Origin of the sequence: Azospirillum sp. B2RO_4 (assembly GCF_051124815.1) — a bacterium.
Classification (GTDB): domain Bacteria; phylum Pseudomonadota; class Alphaproteobacteria; order Azospirillales; family Azospirillaceae; genus Azospirillum.
Window position 1 is genome coordinate 198,462 of the sequence record NZ_CP118492.1, and the last position, 19,399, is coordinate 217,860.

17 protein-coding genes are annotated in these 19,399 nt (G+C 70.1%); 7 read left to right on the forward strand and 10 right to left on the reverse strand.

Annotated features, from left to right (window positions below; all coding sequences use genetic code 11):
- The first annotated feature begins 158 nt into the window (after window positions 1–158).
- The 7 genes from PWS46_RS30525 to PWS46_RS30555 all read left to right on the forward strand — a co-directional run bounded on the left by PWS46_RS30525 (window position 159) and on the right by PWS46_RS30555 (window position 5,830).
- Window positions 159–1,178 carry a GlxA family transcriptional regulator gene (locus PWS46_RS30525; RefSeq protein WP_434625776.1) on the forward strand — a complete coding sequence of 340 codons (1,020 nt, stop codon included), beginning with the start codon at window positions 159–161 and terminating at the stop codon, window positions 1,176–1,178.
- Window positions 1,179–1,357: 179 nt separating this feature from the next.
- Window positions 1,358–1,855 carry a dihydroneopterin aldolase gene (locus tag PWS46_RS30530; protein ID WP_434625778.1) on the forward strand — a complete coding sequence of 166 codons (498 nt, stop codon included), beginning with the start codon at window positions 1,358–1,360 and terminating at the stop codon, window positions 1,853–1,855.
- Window positions 1,856–1,859: 4 nt separating this feature from the next.
- Window positions 1,860–2,576, forward strand: coding sequence for a uridylate kinase (locus PWS46_RS30535; protein ID WP_434625780.1), 717 nt, complete (start codon window positions 1,860–1,862; stop codon window positions 2,574–2,576).
- Between the two features lie 5 nt (window positions 2,577–2,581).
- Complete coding sequence (locus tag PWS46_RS30540; RefSeq protein ID WP_434626042.1) at window positions 2,582–3,142, forward strand: flavoprotein; 561 nt, start codon at window positions 2,582–2,584, stop codon at window positions 3,140–3,142.
- Window positions 3,118–4,536 carry a DUF6513 domain-containing protein gene (locus tag PWS46_RS30545; RefSeq protein ID WP_434625782.1) on the forward strand — a complete coding sequence of 473 codons (1,419 nt, stop codon included), beginning with the start codon at window positions 3,118–3,120 and terminating at the stop codon, window positions 4,534–4,536. Before PWS46_RS30540 ends, PWS46_RS30545 begins: the two co-directional genes overlap by 25 nt.
- Complete coding sequence (locus tag PWS46_RS30550) at window positions 4,533–5,126, forward strand: DUF447 domain-containing protein (RefSeq protein ID WP_434625784.1); 594 nt, start codon at window positions 4,533–4,535, stop codon at window positions 5,124–5,126. Before PWS46_RS30545 ends, PWS46_RS30550 begins: the two co-directional genes overlap by 4 nt.
- Window positions 5,123–5,830 carry a (5-formylfuran-3-yl)methyl phosphate synthase gene (locus PWS46_RS30555; RefSeq protein WP_434625786.1) on the forward strand — a complete coding sequence of 236 codons (708 nt, stop codon included), beginning with the start codon at window positions 5,123–5,125 and terminating at the stop codon, window positions 5,828–5,830. The genes PWS46_RS30550 and PWS46_RS30555 overlap by 4 nt, the downstream gene beginning before the upstream one ends.
- Here PWS46_RS30555 and PWS46_RS30560 read toward each other — a convergent pair.
- The 10 genes from PWS46_RS30560 to PWS46_RS30605 form a co-directional block, all read right to left on the reverse strand.
- The gene (locus PWS46_RS30560) at window positions 5,790–6,098 is read right to left on the reverse strand and encodes a DUF3325 domain-containing protein (protein WP_434625787.1); all 309 of its coding nucleotides are present in this window, start codon (window positions 6,096–6,098) and stop codon (window positions 5,790–5,792) included. The two genes, PWS46_RS30555 and PWS46_RS30560, sit on opposite strands and share 41 nt — an antisense overlap.
- Entirely contained in the window at window positions 6,091–7,665 is a 1,575-nt protein-coding gene (locus PWS46_RS30565; RefSeq protein WP_434625789.1) for a PepSY-associated TM helix domain-containing protein, read from the reverse strand. The genes PWS46_RS30560 and PWS46_RS30565 overlap by 8 nt, the downstream gene beginning before the upstream one ends.
- The gene (locus PWS46_RS30570; RefSeq protein ID WP_434625791.1) at window positions 7,662–7,985 is read right to left on the reverse strand and encodes a hypothetical protein; all 324 of its coding nucleotides are present in this window, start codon (window positions 7,983–7,985) and stop codon (window positions 7,662–7,664) included. Before PWS46_RS30570 ends, PWS46_RS30565 begins: the two co-directional genes overlap by 4 nt.
- Entirely contained in the window at window positions 7,982–10,204 is a 2,223-nt protein-coding gene (locus tag PWS46_RS30575; RefSeq protein ID WP_434625792.1) for a TonB-dependent siderophore receptor, read from the reverse strand. The genes PWS46_RS30570 and PWS46_RS30575 overlap by 4 nt, the downstream gene beginning before the upstream one ends.
- A gap of 19 nt (window positions 10,205–10,223) precedes the next feature.
- Window positions 10,224–11,561 carry a lysine N(6)-hydroxylase/L-ornithine N(5)-oxygenase family protein gene (locus PWS46_RS30580; protein WP_434625794.1) on the reverse strand — a complete coding sequence of 446 codons (1,338 nt, stop codon included), beginning with the start codon at window positions 11,559–11,561 and terminating at the stop codon, window positions 10,224–10,226.
- 3 nt (window positions 11,562–11,564) lie between these two features.
- Window positions 11,565–12,656: a GNAT family N-acetyltransferase gene (locus PWS46_RS30585; protein ID WP_434625796.1), complete on the reverse strand. Its 1,092-nt coding sequence runs from the start codon at window positions 12,654–12,656 to the stop codon at window positions 11,565–11,567.
- Window positions 12,657–12,745: 89 nt separating this feature from the next.
- Window positions 12,746–14,395, reverse strand: a complete 1,650-nt coding sequence (locus PWS46_RS30590) for a cyclic peptide export ABC transporter (protein ID WP_434625798.1) — start codon at window positions 14,393–14,395, stop codon at window positions 12,746–12,748.
- Window positions 14,392–17,592, reverse strand: coding sequence for an amino acid adenylation domain-containing protein (locus PWS46_RS30595; protein WP_434625800.1), 3,201 nt, complete (start codon window positions 17,590–17,592; stop codon window positions 14,392–14,394). The genes PWS46_RS30590 and PWS46_RS30595 overlap by 4 nt, the downstream gene beginning before the upstream one ends.
- Before the next feature lie 12 nt (window positions 17,593–17,604).
- A complete protein-coding gene (locus tag PWS46_RS30600) occupies window positions 17,605–19,053 on the reverse strand; it encodes a diaminobutyrate--2-oxoglutarate transaminase (RefSeq protein WP_434625802.1) in 1,449 nt (482 codons plus the stop codon).
- Between the two features lie 44 nt (window positions 19,054–19,097).
- Window positions 19,098–19,307, reverse strand: a complete 210-nt coding sequence (locus tag PWS46_RS30605; RefSeq protein WP_149199763.1) for an MbtH family protein — start codon at window positions 19,305–19,307, stop codon at window positions 19,098–19,100.
- Window positions 19,308–19,399: the final 92 nt, after the last annotated feature.

The following is a 19,399-nucleotide window of genomic DNA, read 5'->3' on the forward strand; positions in this document are numbered from 1 at the left end:
TGCTTGTCATAAAAACTTGATGGTGCGGAGAAGGATCATCCTCCCGCCCGTCCGAACGTGGCCGCCCAAGCAAACAAGGCCGCGGGAAAGCAGCGTGTTCGCCGACCATTCGCGACCCACGACACACGAACAGGCATGCGGAATAGGGGCACGGGACAATGAAGTGCATTGAACAGCAGTCCGGCGGTTCCGCCGTCGACACGATCGGTTTTCTCCTGGTTCCCGATTTCTCCATGATCGCCTTCACCGCGGCGGTGGAGCCTCTCCGCCTTGCCAACCACATCAGCGGCAAGGAACTATATCGGTGGGTGCTGCTGTCCCCCACCGGCGGGGTCGAGCGGGCCAGCAACGGCATCCGGATCTGCGTCGACCATGCCATCGCCGATGCGCCTCAGCTGTCCACCGTGATGGTCTGCAGCGGCGTCGGAGGCCACTGGTTCGAAGATCGCACGGTTTTCTCGTGGATGCGGCGGGCGGCCGCCCAGGGGATCGCCTTCGGCGCCCTGTGCACGGCCAGCCACATCCTGGCCCGGGCCGGCCTGCTGAACGGCTACCGCTGCACCATCCATTGGGAGAACATGGCCGGCTTCGCCGAGACCTTCCCGGAGATCGAGGCGACGGGGGAGCTGTTCACCATCGACCGCAACCGCTTCACCTGCGCGGGCGGCACCGCCGCCACCGACATGATGCTGCACCTGATCGCCGCCCGCCATGGCGAGAAGCTGGCGATGGACATCGCCGAACAGCTTCTGCACACCAAAATCCGGGCCGGCAGCATCCGCCAGCAGGAAGAACTGCATGCCAATCCGGTGCTGGATCACGAAGACCTCAACGCCGCCGTGGCGGTGATGCAGGCCAACATCGAGGAACCGCTGGACCTGCTGACGCTCGCCGCGGAACTGGGCCAGTCCCGCCGGAATCTGGAGCGGCTGTTCCGCAAATACATGAACTGCTCGCCGGCGAAATACTATCTCGGACTCAGGATGAAGCGGGCGCGACAGCTGCTGTGCCAGACCCGCATGTCGGTGATGGAGGTGTCGATCAGCTGCGGCTTCATTTCCGCCACCCATTTCAGTAAATGCTACCGCGATCACTTCGGCGTCGCCCCGCGCAGCGACCGCCAGAGCCAGCGGCACAGCCCGCTTGCCGCCGCGCACGAGTTCGCCGGCCTGACCTGATGCGGCCGGTACGGAAAAGGCTCAACTCCGGGAAACAGGGGGGCGGCGGCGGGAATCGTCATTAAGGTGTCGCATTCGAACACATATCCTCCTGCGGTCGCCGATAAGGTATAAATCGGCCTGCCCGACACCAGATCCGCGTCAGGCCCCGCCGGACAACTGCCAGGAGGACGGCACCGATGCTCGAAACGATCCTTTCCGCCCAATGCGCGCGCGGCGCGGCCACGGCCGACGCGCAGCGGTCCTCCATCCCGGCCGGCCTCTACGAGCTGTTCCTGGAGAACGTCGTCCTGCCCTGCCGGATCGGCGTCTTCGATTACGAGCGCGGTGCGCCTCAGCGGGTGCGCATCGACCTTCTGCTGCAGGTGCGCCAGGACGGAGCCCAGTTCTCCGACGATATCGGCGACGTGCTGTCCTACGACGACCTGCTGTCCGGGCTGAAACGGATCCTGATGGACGAGCACACCAATCTGGTCGAGTTGCTGGCGGAGAAGATCGCCCGCATGTGTCTGGCCCACGAACAGGTGCAGTCGGCCCGCGTGTCGGTGGCGAAACTGGACATTTACAACGGGGTCGCGGTTCCGGGCATCCGGCTAGAGCGGACGCGCGACCAGATGCCGGGCTCGTCCCTGCCGGCGTCACATCGCCTGATGGTCATGGCCGACCGGCGGATCTGATCCGATGACGGCCAACACATCGCCGGTAGACGGATTGCCGACCGACAGATCGTCCGACGCCGCGGCGCGGCCCTGGGTGATCAAGATCGGCGGCAGCCTGTCGGACTGGCACCGGCTGGGAACCTGGTTGGATCTGATCGCCCGTCCCGGCCATCTCCATCCTCTGGTCATCGTTCCGGGCGGCGGCCCCTTCGCCGACGCCGTGCGCGATGCCCAGGACAATTGGCGCTTCGACGACCGCCTCGCCCACCGCATGGCCCTGCTGGCGATGGAACAGTTCGGGCTGATGCTGCACGGCATCTGCCCGGCGCTGCAGACGGCGGCGACGCACGAGCGGCTGCGGTCGCTAATCCGGGCACGGATGCCGGCGGTGTGGCTGCCGTCCGCCATGGTGCTGGACCATCCCGAGATCGCCGAAAGCTGGGAGGTCACCTCCGACAGCCTCGCGGCGTGGCTGGCGGTGGAGCTGGACGCGGCGGCACTGGTTCTGGTCAAGTCGGGGCCCTGCCCCTGTTCTGCGACCGATGCGGCGGCATTGGCGCGCGACGGGCTGGTCGACGCGGCCTTTCCGCACTGGCGCGCGCGCTTTTCCGGCGAAAGCTGGTGCATCCATCGCGACAACCACATTCTGATGGAAGAGGCGCTTGCCGGCCGCGCGACTCCCGGCTGCGCCCTGCTGCGCAATCCGGAGGTGGAACTTCTGCCGGGCGTGCGGGCATGAACGAGATGTCGAATCCACCCGCATCGCCCAGGCTGGCCTGGGCGCTGACCGGTTCCGGTCATTACATCAAGGAGACGCTCGACCTGATGGCGCGGCTGCCGCCGCTCGACGTCTTCCTAAGCAAGGCGGCGGAGGAGGTCATGCGCATGTACCGCCGCCGCGACGGCAACTTCCCGCCAGGCACCCGCCTGTTCCGCGACCGCGCCGCAAGCGCCCCGCAGATCGGGCGGTTCTATTTCGGCGAATACCACACGCTGGTGGTGGGACCGGCCACCTCGAACACGGTCGCCAAATGCGTGCAGGGAATCTCCGACACGCTTCCGACCAACGCCTTCGCCCAGGCCGGCAAATGCCGGGTGCCCTGCATCGTCTTCGCCTGCGACACCGCGCCGGAAATGAAGACGGAGGCGCCGCACGGCATGGTGCCGGTCTACCCGCGGCGCATCGACCTGGAAAACGTCGACCGGCTGCGCGGGTTCGAGGCGACCACCGTCGTCGAAACCGTCCCCGAACTCGAAGCGGCGCTGAAAGCGCGTCTTGAATGTCTGACCACATCGTCTTCGTAACCGGAAAGCTGGCGGAGCCGCGCCTGCGGGCGGTGCTCGACGGGATGGCGCCCGCCGCCTTCGGCTTCGAGGTGGTGCAGATCGGCGTCAGCGTCGCCGCCCTGATGACGGAGGAACTGATCAAGCGGCGCCTTCCGCCGCCGCCGCCGGGCGCGCGGATGATCCTGCCCGGCCGGACCCGATGCGATCTGGCGGCATTGTCGGGACATTTCGGCGTCACCTTCGAACGCGGGCCGGAAGAACTGCGCGACATCCCCGCCTATCTCGGCGGGCGGGCGGCGCGGGCCGACCTGTCCCGCCATGCGGTGACGATCTTCGCCGAGATCATCGACGCCCCCCACCGCTCCATCGACAATCTGCTGGAGACCGCCGCAAGGCTACGCCGCGACGGCGCCGACGTCATCGACCTCGGCTGCCACCCCGGCGAACGGTTCGGCAGGCTGGAGGCCGCGGTCGCCGCCCTGGTCGCCGCCGGCCACACCGTCAGCGTCGACAGCGCCGATCCGGAAGAACTGCTGCGCGGCGCGTCCGCCGGCGCCTCCTATATGCTGAGCCTCAGTGAGGACACGCTGTGGGTGCTGGACCGGACGGCGGCCACGCCGATCCTGATTCCGGGAAAGGCGCGCGACCTCGACTCGCTGTGCCGCGCCGTCGACCGGCTGCGGGCGGCGGGCCGGCGTTTCCTCGCCGATCCGGTGCTGGACCCCATCCATTACGGCTACACGGAGTCGGTGGTACGTTATCACGAACTGCGCCGGCGCTATCCCGACATCGAGATGCTGATGGGGATCGGCAACCTGACCGAGCTGACCGACGCCGACACCACGGGAACGACGGCCATTCTGATGGGCACGGTGTCGGAACTGTCGATCGGCGCCGTCCTCACCCTTCAGGTCAGCCCGCACGCCCGCACCGCGGTGCGCGAGGCCGACCGGGCGCGGCGGATCATGCATGCCGCCTCGGAAAGCGGCAGCCTGCCCAAGGGCATCGACGACGGGCTGATGGCTCTGCGCGACCGCCGCCCCTACGCCGGCACCCCGGCCGAGATCGCGGAGACCGCCCGCAGCATCCGCGACCCCTCCTTCCGGATCGAGGTGGCGGAGGACGGCGTCCATGTCTACAACCGCGACGGCCACCATGTGGCGACCGATCCCTACCAGCTCTACCCCCTGCTCGGGCTGGCGGAGGATGGCGGTCATGCCTTCTACATGGGGGTGGAGCTGCAGAAGGCCTTCCTCGCCTGGCAACTCGGCAAGCGTTATGTCCAGGACGAGGACCTCTCCTGGGGCTGCACGGTAGAGGCGGCGGCCGAACCGGACAGCGACGCCCACGGCTTCAAGACGGCGGGCACGACCCTGCAGGAGCGCCGCCGGGCCTGCGGAAAGGCATCATGATCCTCGAAACCATCGTCACCACGCTGGACGCCGGCGGCACCCCGCACATCGCCCCCTTCGGCGTCACCCGCGACGGCGACGATCTCGTGATCGCCCCCTTCCGCCCCTCCGTCACGCTCGCCGCGCTTGATGCCACCGGACGGGCCGTGATCAACCTCACCGACGATGCACGGCTGTTCGCCGGCTGCCTGACCGGACGGCGGGACTGGCCGCTGGTTCCCGCAACCGCAATCGCCGGCGTGCGTCTGGCCGACAGCCTCGCCCACTGGGAGGTGGAGGTGGTCCGGATGGAGGACGACCCGGTACGCCCGCGCTTCCATTGCCGGAGCGTCCATGAAGAGGCGCATCGCCCGTTCGCCGGCCACAATCGTGCCGCCGCCGCCGTGATCGAAGCGGCGATCCTTTGCAGCCGCCTGCATATGCTGCCGTGGGAAAAGGTGGAGCGTGAAATGGCCTACCTCGCCATCGCCGTCGAGAAGACCGCCGGGCCGCGGGAGCGGGAGGCCTGGGGCTGGCTGTGCGACCGCGTGGCCGCTTTCCGCGCCGAGATGCGCTCTCCCGACGTGACCAAGCCGCAGGTGCACTCATGATCCGCATGCTCGCCAGCGTGACCAATCCCGAGGAAGCCGAGATCGCGGTGAGGGCCGGCGCCGACCTGATCGACCTGAAGAACCCGAGGGAGGGAGCCCTGGGCGCCTTGCCGGCCGCCACGATCCGCGCCTGTCTCGCGGCCGTTGCCGGACGGAAATTGGTCAGCGCCACCATCGGCGACCTGCCGATGGAATCCGACGGCGTGGCGACCGCCGTCGCCGGCACGGCGACCACCGGCGTCGACATCGTCAAGATGGGGATCGGCGCCGGCGGCGATCCGCGGACCTGCATCGCGGCGGCGGCGAATTCACGCGGAGCCGCCGCGCTGGTCGGCGTCATCCTGGCCGACTTGACGGATCCCACCCCGGAACTGGTCGGCGCCATGGCCGATGCCGGCTTCATCGGCGTGATGCTGGACACCGGCCTGAAGGACGGCCGCACGCTCCGCGATCATGTGCCGGACGATGCGCTGGAGGACTTCATCGGACGGGCGCGCGGTGCCGGGCTGTGGGCGGGGCTGGCAGGGTCCCTGAGGCTTGCCGACATCGCCCCGCTGGCGATGCTGGGTCCGTCGATCCTGGGATTTCGCGGCGCCCTGTGCCGGGGCGGCGCACGGGGCGACGTGATCGACCCGGACAGGGTTGCCGAGGTCGTCCGAAGCGTCACCGCGTCCGGCCGCGTGCCGGCCGACACCGCCATGTGATCGTGGCGCTGACGGCGAGCGCACCCGCGGTCAGCGCCAGCACCCAGAGCAGGACACCGAAACCGGCGCCGTCCCGGTGCACCGCCGCGGACAGGGCTGCAGTCAGGCTCAGCACCGCGGCACAGCGCAGGCGGAGGACCGTCCGCCTGGGCGGGGGACGGCGGGACTCGACCAGATCGCGCCAGTGCCGCTCCACCGTCAGGGCAAGCGCCGCGAAGGCGATGTAGCAGAGGCCGAAAATCGCTGGGAAGGACAGGACATCAGGCATGGTCGGTCAGCCTCGACAGGGTGGACGGCTCGGGCCGCGCACGCCGGGCCAGACGCCTCGAAACGCTCCAGGCACCGGCCGCCGTCAGCGCCAGCACCGCATCGACGCCGACCACCGCCCAATCGCCGGTCGCCGCCGCCCGGACGGGATGCTCCCCGGTGGTGACCCAGCTCAGCACCACGCAGGCCCCGGCCAGCAGGGCCACGGCGGCGCACTGGCTGCTCCAGGGCGGATCCGACCGGGTGCGGATGGCGGCATGAACGGCAGTGGCGATCCAGGTCAGGAAGAAAACGCCGACCTCCACCAGCTCGCGTGACGGTATCCCGGACGGCAGCAGGCGGTTGGCCGCCATCATTGCCAGCGTGGCGATCAGCAGCCCGGTGGTGGTGCCGCAGGTCAGGGCGGCGACGCTGCGCCAGCCGACGCCGGGCAGGCCATGGACGACGCGACGCTTCTCCATCCAGTGCAGCATGCCGGTGCCGATCAGCACGCAGCCCGTCAACCCGAACAGGAAATAGAGCCAGCGCAGCGGCCAATGCTCGAAGGCGGCGAAATGCAGCCCCGACATCACCCGGTGCGCCGCCACCATCGGTCCCGGCGGCCGGTACTTCAGCAGCGCGCCGGTCACGCCGTCGAAGAAGACCGGCTGGACATCCAGGCTGATGCGGTCGCTGGTATCGCGGTTGATGCGGACCACCGATGCGGCATCGCCCGCATTGTAGACGAAGACCACCGCGGGCTCTCCCCCGCCCCACAGGCGCCTCGCCTCGGACACCATCGGGTCGAGCGGGGCCGCCGGCGCCGGGATGCCGGCGCGCGGACGGCTGTAGTTGCCGAGCGCGTCGTCGTAGAAGCGTTGGATGTCTCCGCCATAAAGCGCCTGGACGCCCGCCGGCAGCACGATCGGCAGGATGATGACGATCCCGGTGAAGGTGATCATCAGGTGGAACGGCAGCACCAGCACGCCGGTCAGGTTGTGCAGGTCGAGCAGCGAGCGGCGAAGCTGGCCCCAGCTGCGGAAGGTGAAGAAGTCCTTGAAGATCCGCGCATGGATGATGACGCCGGAGATCAGCCCGGCCAGCATCGCCACCGACGCGAAGGACACGATCCAATAGCCGACGAAGCCCGCCCGCAGGTGCAGGCTGTAATGAAGCGGATAGAAGAAGGAACTGGCGCCCAGCGTCCCCACCGGCGGCAGCAGCGTGCCGCCTGCCGTCGCCATGCCGCCGGAATTGCCGCTTTCCGTGCGCACCCGCAGGGCCATCACCGGGCGCCGCTCGTCCGGCAGCTGCACATACCAGTCGCGGACAGCCCGGCCGGCGGCGAGCCGCTCCACCAGCGGCACCACGGTCCGGTCGAGGGAAATCGCCGCCTCCGGCGCCTCCACCGCGCCGATCCGGGTGTCCGGCATCATCCAGCGGTCGATCTCGGAGGCGAAGACCGCCAGCGAGCCCATGAAGAAGATCAGCATCAGCAATCCGCCGAGCGTCACCCCCGCCCAGGTGTGCGGCCACAGCATCGCGGCGCGCAGCGCCGGGCTGATCAGCTTGCGCTTTGCCGCCGTCATGGCGCCGTGATCCCGACAAGCCGCGACGCGGCGATCATCACGACCGCGCCGCCGCCCAGCACCGCCCAGCCGACGCCGGCCCGCGGCACCGCGAAGGCCCACAGCGACACCGCCGGCAGCACCAGGAGCGCCAGCAGGCTGGCCGCCGTCACCGCCTCGGCCGGGGCCATGCCGGCCAGCGTCCCGAATTCCGCCCCGAAGGCGGCGATGCCCCAGGCGAAGCCATAGGCGCCGAAGACCGCCGCCGTCACCCGCACGGCGGTGCGGAGGCGCGATGGCGCGCGCCTCCCGGCGGTGGGGATGCCGGCGCCCGCCGTCACAGCTTCGCCCGCAGGGTCAGCAGCACGGTGCGCGGCTCGCCATAGATGTTGCCGGACTGCGGCGTGCCGACGCGCTGGTAATAGGTTCGGTCGAACAGGTTCTTGACGTTGACCGCCGCCGTCACCTTCTCCGTCACGTCATAGGCGACGCGGGCGTCCACCGTCGCATAGCCGCCCTGGGTCAGGCGGGCGCCGCCGAGCGACGGGAACTCGTTGTACATTGAGCTTTGGGCGGTGACGCCGCCACCGACGCTGAGACGGTCGTCGATGCTCTCCGGCAGGCGGTAGTTGGTCCACAGCTTCACCTGATGCATCGGCGCGATGGCGGTGAAGGCGCTCGCGGCGTTGGCGCTGCTGTCCAGGCTCTTGGCGCGGGTGAAGGTGTAACCGGCATAGACGTCCCAGCCCGGCAGGATCTCGCCGGAGACATCCAGCTCGAAGCCGCGGCTCTGCGCCTTGCCGCCGGAGACGTAGATGGACTGGTTGGGGAAGCGCGGGTCGGACTGCGGCCGGTTCTCCTCCTCGATGTGGAAGACGGAGGCGGTGGCGTGCAGGCGGCCGCCGAAGTAATCGGCCTTGATGCCGGCCTCATACTGCCGGCCCTTCAGCGGCTCCAGCACCTTGCCGGATGCATCAACGTAGGATTGCGGCTCGTACACCTGCGAGACGCTGGTGTAGAGAGCATAGGTGGAGTTGACGTCGTAGACGAGGCCGGCATAGGGCGTGACCTTGCCGCGGACGGACGCGCTGCTTTCCGGGGTGCCGGCCAGGGCGTCGGCATCGACCTTGGTCTGCCACCAGTTCATCCGCCCGCCGACGATCAGCTTCAGCGGCTCGGCCAGCTTCAGGCGCAGGACGCCGTAGGTGCCCCAGCTGTCGGTGGTGGTCTTGGTGTCCTTCTGCCAGTCGCGCCAGGCCGGCTCGGCCGCCTCGGCGTCGGGCGAGAAGATGTTCTGCGTCACCGACCAGCTGCCGACCGGATTGGCCGCGCGGTGGCGGAAGGTCGTCCGCTCGTAATTGGCGCCGACGGCCACCTCGTGGGTCAGGCCGAACAGTCCGAAATTGCCGGTGGTCGACAGATCGGCGCCCATTTGCTCCTGGTCGTAGCAGACTTTCTGGGCGAACAGCGTCGTCCGGTTCACCCCCGGCGTGACCGGCGCGTAGGCATACGCCATCTTCCGGTCCATCTCGTTGTCGATGTAATGGGTGGCCAGCTTCACCGCCCAGCCATTGTCGAATTTGTGCTCAAGGTCGGCGAAGCCGCCCTTGGTGGTGAAGACGTCCTCGTTCCAATTTTCGCCCAGCGAAGTCGAGCGGTCGACGTCGAGCAGGCGCAGCTGCGGCCGTCCGCCCACCACCGAAGCATAGGCCGGCAGGTTCCAGGCGCCCTGGTAGCTCATGCGCTGGTACCAGGCGCCGGCCGTCAGGGTGGTGTCCGGCGTCAGGTCGGCGGCGATGCTGCCATAGGCGAGGCCGCGGCGCTGCTCCGTCCAATCCTGGAAGGCGTTGCGGTCCTGATAGGCGCCGACGAAACGCCCGCGCAGGCTGCCGGATTCGTTCAGCGAGCCGGTGATGTCCCCTTCGCCGCGATAGTTGGCGTAGGAACTGGCGGTCAGCTCGCCATAGCCTTCCAGCGTCTTCTTCGGGGTCTTGCGGACCAGATTGACGGCACCGCCCGGCCCGCCCATGCCGTTCAGCAGGCCGGCAGGCCCCTTCAGCACCTCGACCCGCTCATACATCGCCAGATCGGGCGAGGCGAAGATGCGGTCGTCCAGCGTCGTCGGCACGCCGTCGAACTGCAGGTTGGTGATCTCGAAGCCACGCGAATAGAAGTTCAGGCGGTTGCCGTCGATCGGCTCCACCGTGACGCCCGGCGTCTGCCGCATGGCGTCTTCCAGCGTGATGAGCTTCTGTTCCTCAATGCGCTCGCGCGGCACCGTGGTGACGGTCTGCGGCACCTCGCGCGGCGCCGACGGCAGCTTGGAGCCGACGGTGGTCGGCGGGTTGGCGTCGCGCTGGCGGTCGGCGCTGACGTCGATCGTCGGCAGCGTCATCGTCTCGGACGAGGCGTTGCCGGTGCTTTGCGTCCCGTTCTGGACCGCAGTCTGGGCCAGTGCGACGGCCGGCAGCAGCAGGGCTGCCGCCGCGACCGACCCCAGCAGACGGACGCGCCCCCTGTTATTTCCCCAACGGCGTCCGGGCTGCCCAATGGTCTTCATTCTGAAAGTCCCCCATTCGTCACTGTGCTGATGTCGTTTTGCGGATTTGTTGGCCGCGGCCCCGCTCGGCGTCCGCCGTCAGGGCCGTGGCGATTTCCTGCGCGCGGATCGGCAGGATGGAGAGAAGGGTGTCGCTGAGGCCATGCGTCGCCTCGCAGCAGCCCTGCAGATACAGGCCGGCGGTGCAGCCGGGGACCGTCGGCAGGCGGTAGTCGCGCCCGACCTCCCCGCCGGCCAGCCAGGGCTCCATTGGCTGCAGCAAGTCCTCGTGGATGCGGCGGCGATAGCCGGTGGCCAGCACCACGGCGCCATAGCGGCGCTCGCTGCGCCCGCCGCCGTCCAGGATGGCGAGGTCGAGCGTCGTTCCACCGTCGTTGCCGCTGCGGGCCGCCACCACCTCGTGCCGGGTCAACATCGCGTGGCGCGCCACCCCCTCCACCTTCTGCTGGTAGAAGATGCCGTAGACGGCATCGATGAGGTCGGGGTCGACCACGGCGTAGTTGGTGTTGTGGAAGGCGCGCAGCAGTTCGGCACGCTCGGCCGGGGGAAGGCCGTAGAGATAGTTGGTGTATCCGGCGTCGAAGACCTGATTGGCGAAGGGGCTGCTGTCGGCCGGCCGCATCGCCGGCCCGCGCCCGATGATGTCCACCGCGACGCCGCGTCCGTGCAGGTCGAGGAAGATCTCGGCCGCGCTCTGCCCCAGCCCGATCACCGCGACCCGGCCGGCCCGCGCCAGTTCCTCGGCGGCGGCCAGATAATCGTTGGAATGGATCACCAGCGGGCCGGTCGCCTCAGCGCCACCCCGGCGCACGAGGCCGTCGAAGGCGTCGGGAATCAGCGGCGTCGCCCCGGCGCCGATCACGACGTTGCGGGCAAGCCAGCTCCGCTCGCGGCCGGCACGGTCACGGGCATGGACGCGGACATGCGGCACCGCCTCTCCCACCCGCGCCGGCTCGATCGCCGTCGCCTCCAGCCCATAGTCGCAGAGATCGTCGAAATCGGCGGCGACCCAGGCGAGATAGTCGTTGAACTCGCGCCGGCTGGGATAGAAGGTCCGCAGATTGATGAAGTCCTGCAGCCGCCCCTGTCTGTGCAGGTAGCTGAGGAAGCTGTAGCGGCTGGTCGGATCGCGCAGCGACACAAGATCCTTCAGGAACGAGATCTGCATCCGGCTGCCGTCCAGCAGCATGTTGCCGTGCCAGACGAAGCTTTCGCGCTTTTCCAGGAAGCGGCAGGCCAGACCGGTCCCGCCCTCGCGCAGCGCCACCGCCAGGGCAAGGTTCGAGGGTCCAAAGCCGACGCCGACAAGGTCCAGGACCCGCCCGCTGTCGCCGATGAGGGAGGGGATGCCGTGCATCGCTCAGCCCCCCTGCTTCGTCGTCGCCGGGTCGGCGCGCGGCACCCACAGTCGGTCGGCGAAATAGCGCTCGCGCAACAGCATCACCAGCATCGCCCGCTTGTGCGGGAAATCGAACTCCTTGACCTTGGCGAAGCCGGAGCGGTCGAGGTTGCGGATCTGCTGGTGATGGTCGGCGCGCGGTTCGCCGACGATGCGCTGGGTCCGCGGGTCGTCCAGGAACATGAAATGCACCAGCGACGGCAGCCACGCGCTGACATAGGCCCGCCCGCGCACATGCTCCTCGCCGATCAGCACATGCCAGCCGCGGTCGTAATCCTGCGCGTCATAGAAGGCGCCGATCCGGTTCTCCTTGGCCCAATAGACCTCGAAATACCCGAAGGGCGCGCCGTCCAGGCTGGCGATCAGCGGCATGGTGTGGGGATCGGCGAGCTGCGCCTCCAGATAGGCGCGGTGCTTGGCCAGATCGCCCTCCTCCTGCCAGAAGAAGGCGACCCGCGGGTCGTTCTGCCAGCGATGGAAGCGCTCCAGATCCATGCCGATGTCGGCGACCCGGAAGGACAGCGTCTGCTCCAGCCAGGGGATGTGGCGGGCATAGAGCGTGCCCTGCTGCTTGGGCGGCCGGCGCGGGTGGTAGCGGCCGTTCGAGACGATGTGCGACTGGGGATATCCGCCCGATCCGGCCCCCAGGAGCCACAGGTCGGGCCGCTGGTACAGGGTGCCGGCCGTCGCCAACTGGGTGCCGCCGGCATCCTCCACCACGACGCCGTCCAGGCGCAGCTCCTCGGCGAGGCGGTCAGGAGCCGTCAGCCGCAGGGTCGCAGGGTCGTCGGCACGGATGAAGGCCGCGTCGAGCGCGGCGAAGGCGCTCAAACGCCGGAGGCCGTCGCCGTCCGCCGCCGGCACCGCATCCTCCACCAGGGTCAGTTCGGCCGCCCCGGCCCCGCCGGACAGCCGCCAGCGCTGCCGCACCTCGCCGTCCAGCCGGACGGTCAGGTCGGCTCCGTCCCACAGGGTGCGGAGCGGGCGGCCGAGCGCGCGGCAGGGCACCGGAACACCGCCGGACGCGGTCAGGGTGTCGGAATCGGCGGTCATCGAAAGCGCCTCCTCATGTCCGGCCGCGCGAGGCGCGGCGACAGGCGTTTGGGAAAGGGATGGGGGTTCGGCCGACGGCCGCCCGGCGGTCATTGCGCCGCATGCGCCGGCTGGACCGGCACCTCGCTCCAGGGCGACAGCACCCCGGCGTCGCAGCGCAGCACCCGGTCGGCGAGGTGGAAGAAGCGGTCGTCGTGGCTGACGGCGATGATGGTGCGGCCGCCATGTTTGAGTTCGGGCAGCAGCTCCTCGTAGAAGAAGCGGCGGAACAGCGGATCCTGGTCGGCCGCCCATTCGTCGAGCAGCAGGATCGGCCGTTCCTCCACCACCGCGGCCAGCAGGGCGATGCGCTTGCGCTGCCCCTGCGACAGCCGGATGTCGGAAAGGCGGTCACCGGCCAGCGCCACCTTGCGGTCCAGCCGCAACCGGCGCAGGAATGCCTGGGCAAGCTCCTCGTCCAGCCGGCCGTCGGGGCCGACCAGCCGGTCGAACAGGTGGGGGGTGGAGAAGACGGCGCTGATCTGCTCGCGATGCCAGCCGCGACGCTCCTCGGTCACCTCCAGCCCGCCCAGCCGGATGGTGCCGGCGGCCGGCCGGCGCAGGCCGGCCAGCAGGGTCAGCAGCGTCGACTTGCCGCCGCCGTTGCCGCCGACGATGAACAGCGTCTCTCCTGCCTCGACCGTCAGCTCGACCGGGCCGAGGTGGAAGCCGGGCTCGTCGCCCTGGGCCGGATGGTCGTAGACGACACCGGACAGGCTGAGCAGCGGCCCCTTGGCGGGAAGCGCCGCGCAGGCCGGCTCCGGCCGGTCGAAGTCCGGGCGGTGCGCTTCCAGGCGCAGCGCCTCGACCTTCGCCAGCGCCACCTTGCCGGACAGCAGGATGGGCAGCGTGCCGACCAGATCGTTCAGCGGCATGCGCAGGAACATCAGCACCAGCACGAAGCCGGCGGTGTGCGGCCGCGGCAGGCCCAGCGCCTCGCCGGCGGCGAAGATGCCGGCGATCAGGCCGAGGATGACCAGGGCGGTCCAGCTCAGGCTCAGCACCCAATAACGGTCGGCGCGGGTCTCGGTGTCGCGGGCATGCTCCGCCGCCGCCGCAACGTCGTGGCGGTGGAAGACGCGCTTGCGCACCGTGTTCAGCGCCAGTTCGTTGCGGCCCTCGATCGCGCCGCGATAGCCGGCGAGCAGGCGGTCGTCGGTTTCGCGCACCTCGACCATCAGCCGGCGCATCGCCGACACCCAGCCATAGGCAACCCCCACCCCCAGCCCGATCACCGCGGCGCTGAGCAGGAAGAGTTGCCAGGACAGCCAGCCCAGATAGAGGAAGCCGCCCAGCACCAGCACGCCGTTGCAGAAGACGAAGGGCAGCCGGTTGAAGGCCTGGCCGACCGTGGCGATGTCCTTGGTCAGGGTGGCATAGAGCGCCGGGGCGCCGATGGTCTCCAGCCGCTCCACGTCGGTGTCGAGCAGACGCTTCACCGTCGCCGTGCGCATCTCGCACACCACACGGTGGCCCAGCGCCGTCAGGATCGCCTGCGCACCGAAGCCGAAGCCGAACACCGCCGCCAGCAGCACGGCGATCAGCGCGAAGGTCGGCGCGTCGGGCGCCGCACTCCCGGCGATCAGCCGGTTGACCAGCGCGATCACCCACAGACCGGCCAGCGCCCCGGCGGCGCCCAACCCCAGCGCCAGCGGCATGCGCCAGCGGAAGCGGCGCAGGAGGGAGAGCAGCAGGCTCATGGCGCACCGCCCAATTCGGCCGTCCCGTCGCCTGCCAGCAGGCCGGCCATGAAGGCGAGGTCGTCCGCCTCGTCCCGGCTGCCGCGGGAGTCGATCACGGTGGCCATGGCGCGGACGGTCGGGGCGCGGAACAGCTCGGCCAGCGGCAGGTCGAGCCCGAAGGCGCCGCGGATGCGCGTCTGCAGCCGGACCAGCCGCAGGGAATGCCCGCCCAGCCGGAAGAAATCGTCGGCGACACCGAGCCCCGGCCGTTCCAGCACCTCCTCCCACAGCGCGGCCAGCCGCGCCTCGGTGTCGGTGGCCGGCGGCTCGAACCCGGTGGAGCCCGCCGGTGCGTCTGGCAGCGGCAGCGCCTTGCGGTCGATCTTGCCGTTGGCGTTCAGCGGCAGCCGGTCCAGCACGACGCAGACCGACGGCAGCATGTAGGCGGGCAGGTGGGCGGCGAGATGGGCGTGCAGATCCGGCGGCTCGGTCCCGTCGGCCGTCACCAGATAGGCGCAGAGCAGCGCATCGCCGGCGGCCGGCATATGGGCGGCGACCACGGACTGGCGCACCTGCGGGTGGCTGTCGAGCGCCGCTTCCACCTCCGCCGCCTCGATGCGGAAGCCGCGGATCTTCATCTGATGGTCGCTGCGGCCCAGGAACTCGATGGCCCCGTCGGTGCGCCGCCGGGCGCGGTCGCCGGTGCGATAGATGCGGCTGCCGGCACCGGCGCCGGGTGCGCCGTCCTCGGGGAACGGGTTCGGCAGGAAAGAGGCCGCGGTCAGGCCCGGTTGTCCGCCATAGCCGCGCGCCAGCCCCAGCCCACCGATCCACAAATCGCCGGCCACGCCGCTTGGTACCGGTTCCAGCCGGCTGTCCAGGATGTAAAGCCGGTTGTTGGCGACGGCATGGCCGATGGGAACCGTGCCGTCGCCATCCCCGGCCCGCTCCACCGGCCAGGCGGCGGACCAGACGGTGGTCTCGGTGGGACCATAGACGTTCAGCAGCCGCACGCCGCGCGCCAGCAGGCGACGGGCCAGCCCGGCACCCAGCGCCTCGCCGCCGCACACCGCGCGCAGGCCCGGCCATGATTGCTCGGTGGCGTCCAGCAGCATGCGCCAGGTTGCCGGCGTCGCCTGCAGGACGGTGACGCCGTGGCGTTCGATCAGCCCGGCGAGCGCTTGCGGATCATGGGCCTGCTCGCGCGTGGCGAGGATGACGCGGGCACCGGCGACCAGCGGCAGGAACAGCTCCATCCCGGCGATGTCGAAGCCCAGCGTCGTCACCGCCAGCAGCCGGTCGTCGGCGGCGAGGCCGATCTGCGCCTGCATGGCGTAGAGGAAGCTGGCGAAGGCCTGCCGGTCGATCTGCACGCCCTTCGGCACGCCGGTCGATCCCGAGGTGTAGAGCGTGTAGCCGAGCTGGCGCGGATGCACCGGGCGGCCGAGATTGCCGTCCGCCAACTCCTCGTATCCGGCGGCGAACTCCGCCAGCGGCGCGTCGATCACCAGCACCGGCCGGGCATGGGCCAGGATGTGGGCATTGCGCGCCGCCGGCTGGTCGGGATCGAGCGGCAGATAGGCGCCGCCCGCTTTCTGGATCGCCAGCAGCGCGACCGGAAGGTCGACTCCGCGCGGCAGCCCCACCGCCACCAGACTGTCGGCACCGACCCCATGGGCGGCGAGCCAGCGGGCGAGCCGGTTGGCCCGCGCATTCAGCGCGCGGAAGGTCAGCGCCGTTTCACCGCAGACCAGGGCGACGCAGTCCGGCAGATCGGCGGCGGTGCGCTCCACCATCGCCACGAGGTCCTCCGCCGGATCCTGCGCCAGGGCGGTGTCGTTCCAGCGCGTCAGCTCCTCCGCCCGCGCCGCCGGCGCCATCAGCGGCAGGTCGGCCAGTTCCGCCTCCGGATCGGTCAGCATTCCGGCCAGCAGGGTGCGGAAGCCGTCGGCAAGACGCTCGGCCGTCGCGGCATCGAACAGGTCGGTGGCATAGTCGATCGCACAGGCCGCCCCCGCCTCACCCACCGCCACATCAAGCGCCAAATCCAGCTTGGCGGTGGTCTCCGGCACCGGGAGCGCAGTCACGGTCAGCCCCGGCAACCGCAAAGTAGCGGGGGCATCCATCCGCAGGTTCAGCAGGGTCTGGAACAGCGGGGTCCGGCTGCCGTCCCGCACCGGATCGAGCCGTTCCAGCAGGCGCTCGATGGGGGCCGCCCCGTCGCTCAGCGCCGCCAGCGCCTCGCCGCGCAGCCGCCGGCAGAGGGCGCGGCCGGTCAGGCCGGGCGTCAGGCGGGCCCGGAAGACCTGGGTCTCGACGAAGAAGCCGACCAGCGGTTCCAAATCCTCGTCGTTCCGTCCGGCGTCCGGCACGCCGACGGCGAAATCATCCTGCCCGGACCAGCGGCCGAGCAGCGCTTGCCATGCCGCCAGCAGCGGAATGAAGGGCGTGCAGGATTCCGCCCGCGCCAGGGCGCGCAGGGCCGAAACCGTCTCTGCCGGCAGGGCGAACTCGACCCGCGCCCCGGCGCTGCCGCGAAGGCTCGGGCGCGGCCGGTCTGTGGGCAGTTCCAGGGCCGGGATGCCGGTGCCGAGCCGTTCGACGGCCCGCTCGACCGCGCGTTCGATGCGCGCCTGCGCCGCCTCGCCGCGCTGCGCCCGCGCATGATCGGCATATTGCAGGGCCAGCGGCGGCAGCAGTGCAGCCGGTTCGACTTCCGAATCGGCCAGGGCTGCGACATAGGCGGTCATCAGGTCGCGCGCCAGGATCGGGTTGGACGGGCCGTCCGACAGGACGTGGTGCATCGCCAGCAGCAGCACCGCCGCACCGCCGGCCAGCGGCAGCAGCGTCGCGCGGATCGGCGGGCCGGCGGACAGGTCGAATGGCCGCTGAGTCTCCTCGCGGATGCGCTCCTCCAGCGCAGCGTCGTCGGGCTGGGCGGCTTTCCGCGTCAGGCGGAGGGTCGGACGGGGCAGCACGACCTGTTGCGGCGCCCCGTCCCGCTCCTCGAACCGCGTCCGCAGGATGGCGTGCCTCCAGGCCAGCGCTTCCAGCGCCCGCTCCAGAGCCGCGGCGTCCAGCGCTCCGTCCAGCCGGAAGGCGCGCGTCAGGTTGTAAGCGGCATCCGTCGGGTTCAGGCGGTTGAGCAGCCACAGGCGCTCCTGCGCCAGCGACAGCGGCGCTGCCTGATCTATGAGATTAATAGTGATTTGCATGATTAGGCCCACCTATTCCGCCGCAAGGCTGGTGGAGGCCGCGCCGGCCGCCCGGTCGGCCAGTGCGGCCCGCAAGGCTGTCCGGAAACGGTCGGCGATCTCGTCGATCTCGGCGGCGCTGACGATCAGCGGCGGCAGAAACCGCACCACGGCGCCATGGCGCCCGCCCAGCTCCAGGATCAAGCCCTGTTCCAGGCAGCGGCGTTGCAGCGACCGGGCCAGTTCGCCGTCGGCCGGACGGGCACCCAGCCGCAGGGGCGGCCGGCGCTCGTCCACGATCTCGACGCCGATCATCAGGCCCGGCCCGCGCACGTCGCCCAGGCAGGGATGGTCGGCCTGGATCGCCCGCAGATGGCCGGTCAGCCGCGCGCCCATGGCGGCGGCATGCTCGTCCAGGCGGTCGGAGCGGATCCGGTGCAGGGTCGCCGACCCCGCCGCCATCGCCAGCTGGTTGCCGCGGAATGTGCCGGCATGGGCGCCCGGTGCCCAGCAGTCGAGACCGGCGTTGTAGACCACCACCGACAGCGGCAGGCTGCCGCCGATCGCCTTGGACAGCACCAGGATGTCGGGCTCGATCCCCGCATGCTCGAAGGCGAACAGCCGGCCGGTGCGGCCGAGTCCGGTCTGCACCTCGTCGATGATCAGCGGGACGCCATGGGCGCGGGTCAGCCGCCGCAGCCCCTGCAGCCAGCGCACCGGCGCCGGCACCACGCCGCCTTCGCCCTGCACCACCTCCACCACCACGGCCGCGGGCGTCACGACGCCCGATTCCGGATCGCTCAGAAGTTGCTCGATCATCGACAGGCCGGCATCCACCCCGGCCTCGCCGCCAAGCCCGAAGGGGCAGCGGTAGTCGTAGGGATAGGGCAGCATGTGGGCGTCGCCGGTTCCGCCGCCCAGTGGCCGTTTCGGCCCCAGATTGCCCATGATCGCCAGCGTGCCTTGGGTCATGCCGTGGTAGCCGCCGGAGAAGCCGACGATGGTGCGCCGCCCGGTGGCGGTGCGGGCCAGCTTCATCGCCGCCTCGATCCCGTCTGCGCCGGTGGGGCCGCAGAACTGAATCCGGGCATCGCGGGCGAAGGCCGGCGGCAGGGCCGCGAACAGATCCTCGACGAACCGGTCCTTGACCGGGGTGGTCAGGTCCAGCGTGTGCAACGGCAATCCGCTGTCGAGCGTCGCGCGCAGCGCCGCCACCACATCCGGATGATTGTGTCCCAGCGCCAGTGTGCCGGCACCGGCAAGGCAGTCGATGAAAAGCTGCCCGGCACTGTCGCGCAGATAGATGCCACGCCCTTCGGTGAGCACGAGCGGGATGCGCCGCGGATAGGAGCGCGCGTTGGACTCGCGCGCTTCCTGACGGCGAAGCATCGGATCGTCGCCGAGGCGGATCGCCGGCTGGGCACGGAAGCCGTCCAGGCCGAACGGCGCTGCGATGGTGGGCGCCGTGATGGTCGCGGTCATGGGCACATCTCCCTCGGCGGGAAAACGGGATCGGGCACGGCCGGTCAGGCCGCATCGCCCAGGGCGCGGCGCAGGCTGAGCGGACGCATGTCGGTCCACACCCGCTCGATGTGGGCAAGGCAGTCCTCCTTGGGACCGCTGACGCCGACCGTGCGCCAACCGGCCGGAACCGGCTTGTGGTCGGGCCAGATCGAGTACTGCTCCTCGTCGTTCACCACGACGTGAAATCGCGTGTCCGGGCTGTCCCAGCTCATGCCGAAGCTCCTTCAGGTCAGGGCGCGGAAGGGATAATCGTGTTCGGGGAATGCGCGTTCGGAAGATCGCGTCCTGTCTTCCTGCATAATGC

Bases quoted from the DNA above. Each gene is read 5' to 3' on its own strand.
- PWS46_RS30525 (WP_434625776.1), top strand. From the start codon at position 159: ATGAAGTGCATTGAACAGCAGTCCGGCGGTTCCGCCGTCGACACGATC.
- PWS46_RS30530 (WP_434625778.1), top strand. From the start codon at position 1,358: ATGCTCGAAACGATCCTTTCCGCCCAATGCGCGCGCGGCGCGGCCACG.
- PWS46_RS30535 (WP_434625780.1), top strand. From the start codon at position 1,860: ATGACGGCCAACACATCGCCGGTAGACGGATTGCCGACCGACAGATCG.
- PWS46_RS30540 (WP_434626042.1), top strand. From the start codon at position 2,582: ATGTCGAATCCACCCGCATCGCCCAGGCTGGCCTGGGCGCTGACCGGT.
- PWS46_RS30545 (WP_434625782.1), top strand. From the start codon at position 3,118: ATGTCTGACCACATCGTCTTCGTAACCGGAAAGCTGGCGGAGCCGCGC.
- PWS46_RS30550 (WP_434625784.1), top strand. From the start codon at position 4,533: ATGATCCTCGAAACCATCGTCACCACGCTGGACGCCGGCGGCACCCCG.
- PWS46_RS30555 (WP_434625786.1), top strand. From the start codon at position 5,123: ATGATCCGCATGCTCGCCAGCGTGACCAATCCCGAGGAAGCCGAGATC.
- PWS46_RS30560 (WP_434625787.1), bottom strand. From the start codon at position 6,098: ATGCCTGATGTCCTGTCCTTCCCAGCGATTTTCGGCCTCTGCTACATC.
- PWS46_RS30565 (WP_434625789.1), bottom strand. From the start codon at position 7,665: ATGACGGCGGCAAAGCGCAAGCTGATCAGCCCGGCGCTGCGCGCCGCG.
- PWS46_RS30575 (WP_434625792.1), bottom strand. From the start codon at position 10,204: ATGAAGACCATTGGGCAGCCCGGACGCCGTTGGGGAAATAACAGGGGG.
- PWS46_RS30580 (WP_434625794.1), bottom strand. From the start codon at position 11,561: ATGCACGGCATCCCCTCCCTCATCGGCGACAGCGGGCGGGTCCTGGAC.
- PWS46_RS30585 (WP_434625796.1), bottom strand. From the start codon at position 12,656: ATGACCGCCGATTCCGACACCCTGACCGCGTCCGGCGGTGTTCCGGTG.
- PWS46_RS30590 (WP_434625798.1), bottom strand. From the start codon at position 14,395: ATGAGCCTGCTGCTCTCCCTCCTGCGCCGCTTCCGCTGGCGCATGCCG.
- PWS46_RS30595 (WP_434625800.1), bottom strand. From the start codon at position 17,592: ATGCAAATCACTATTAATCTCATAGATCAGGCAGCGCCGCTGTCGCTG.
- PWS46_RS30600 (WP_434625802.1), bottom strand. From the start codon at position 19,053: ATGACCGCGACCATCACGGCGCCCACCATCGCAGCGCCGTTCGGCCTG.
- PWS46_RS30605 (WP_149199763.1), bottom strand. From the start codon at position 19,307: ATGAGCTGGGACAGCCCGGACACGCGATTTCACGTCGTGGTGAACGAC.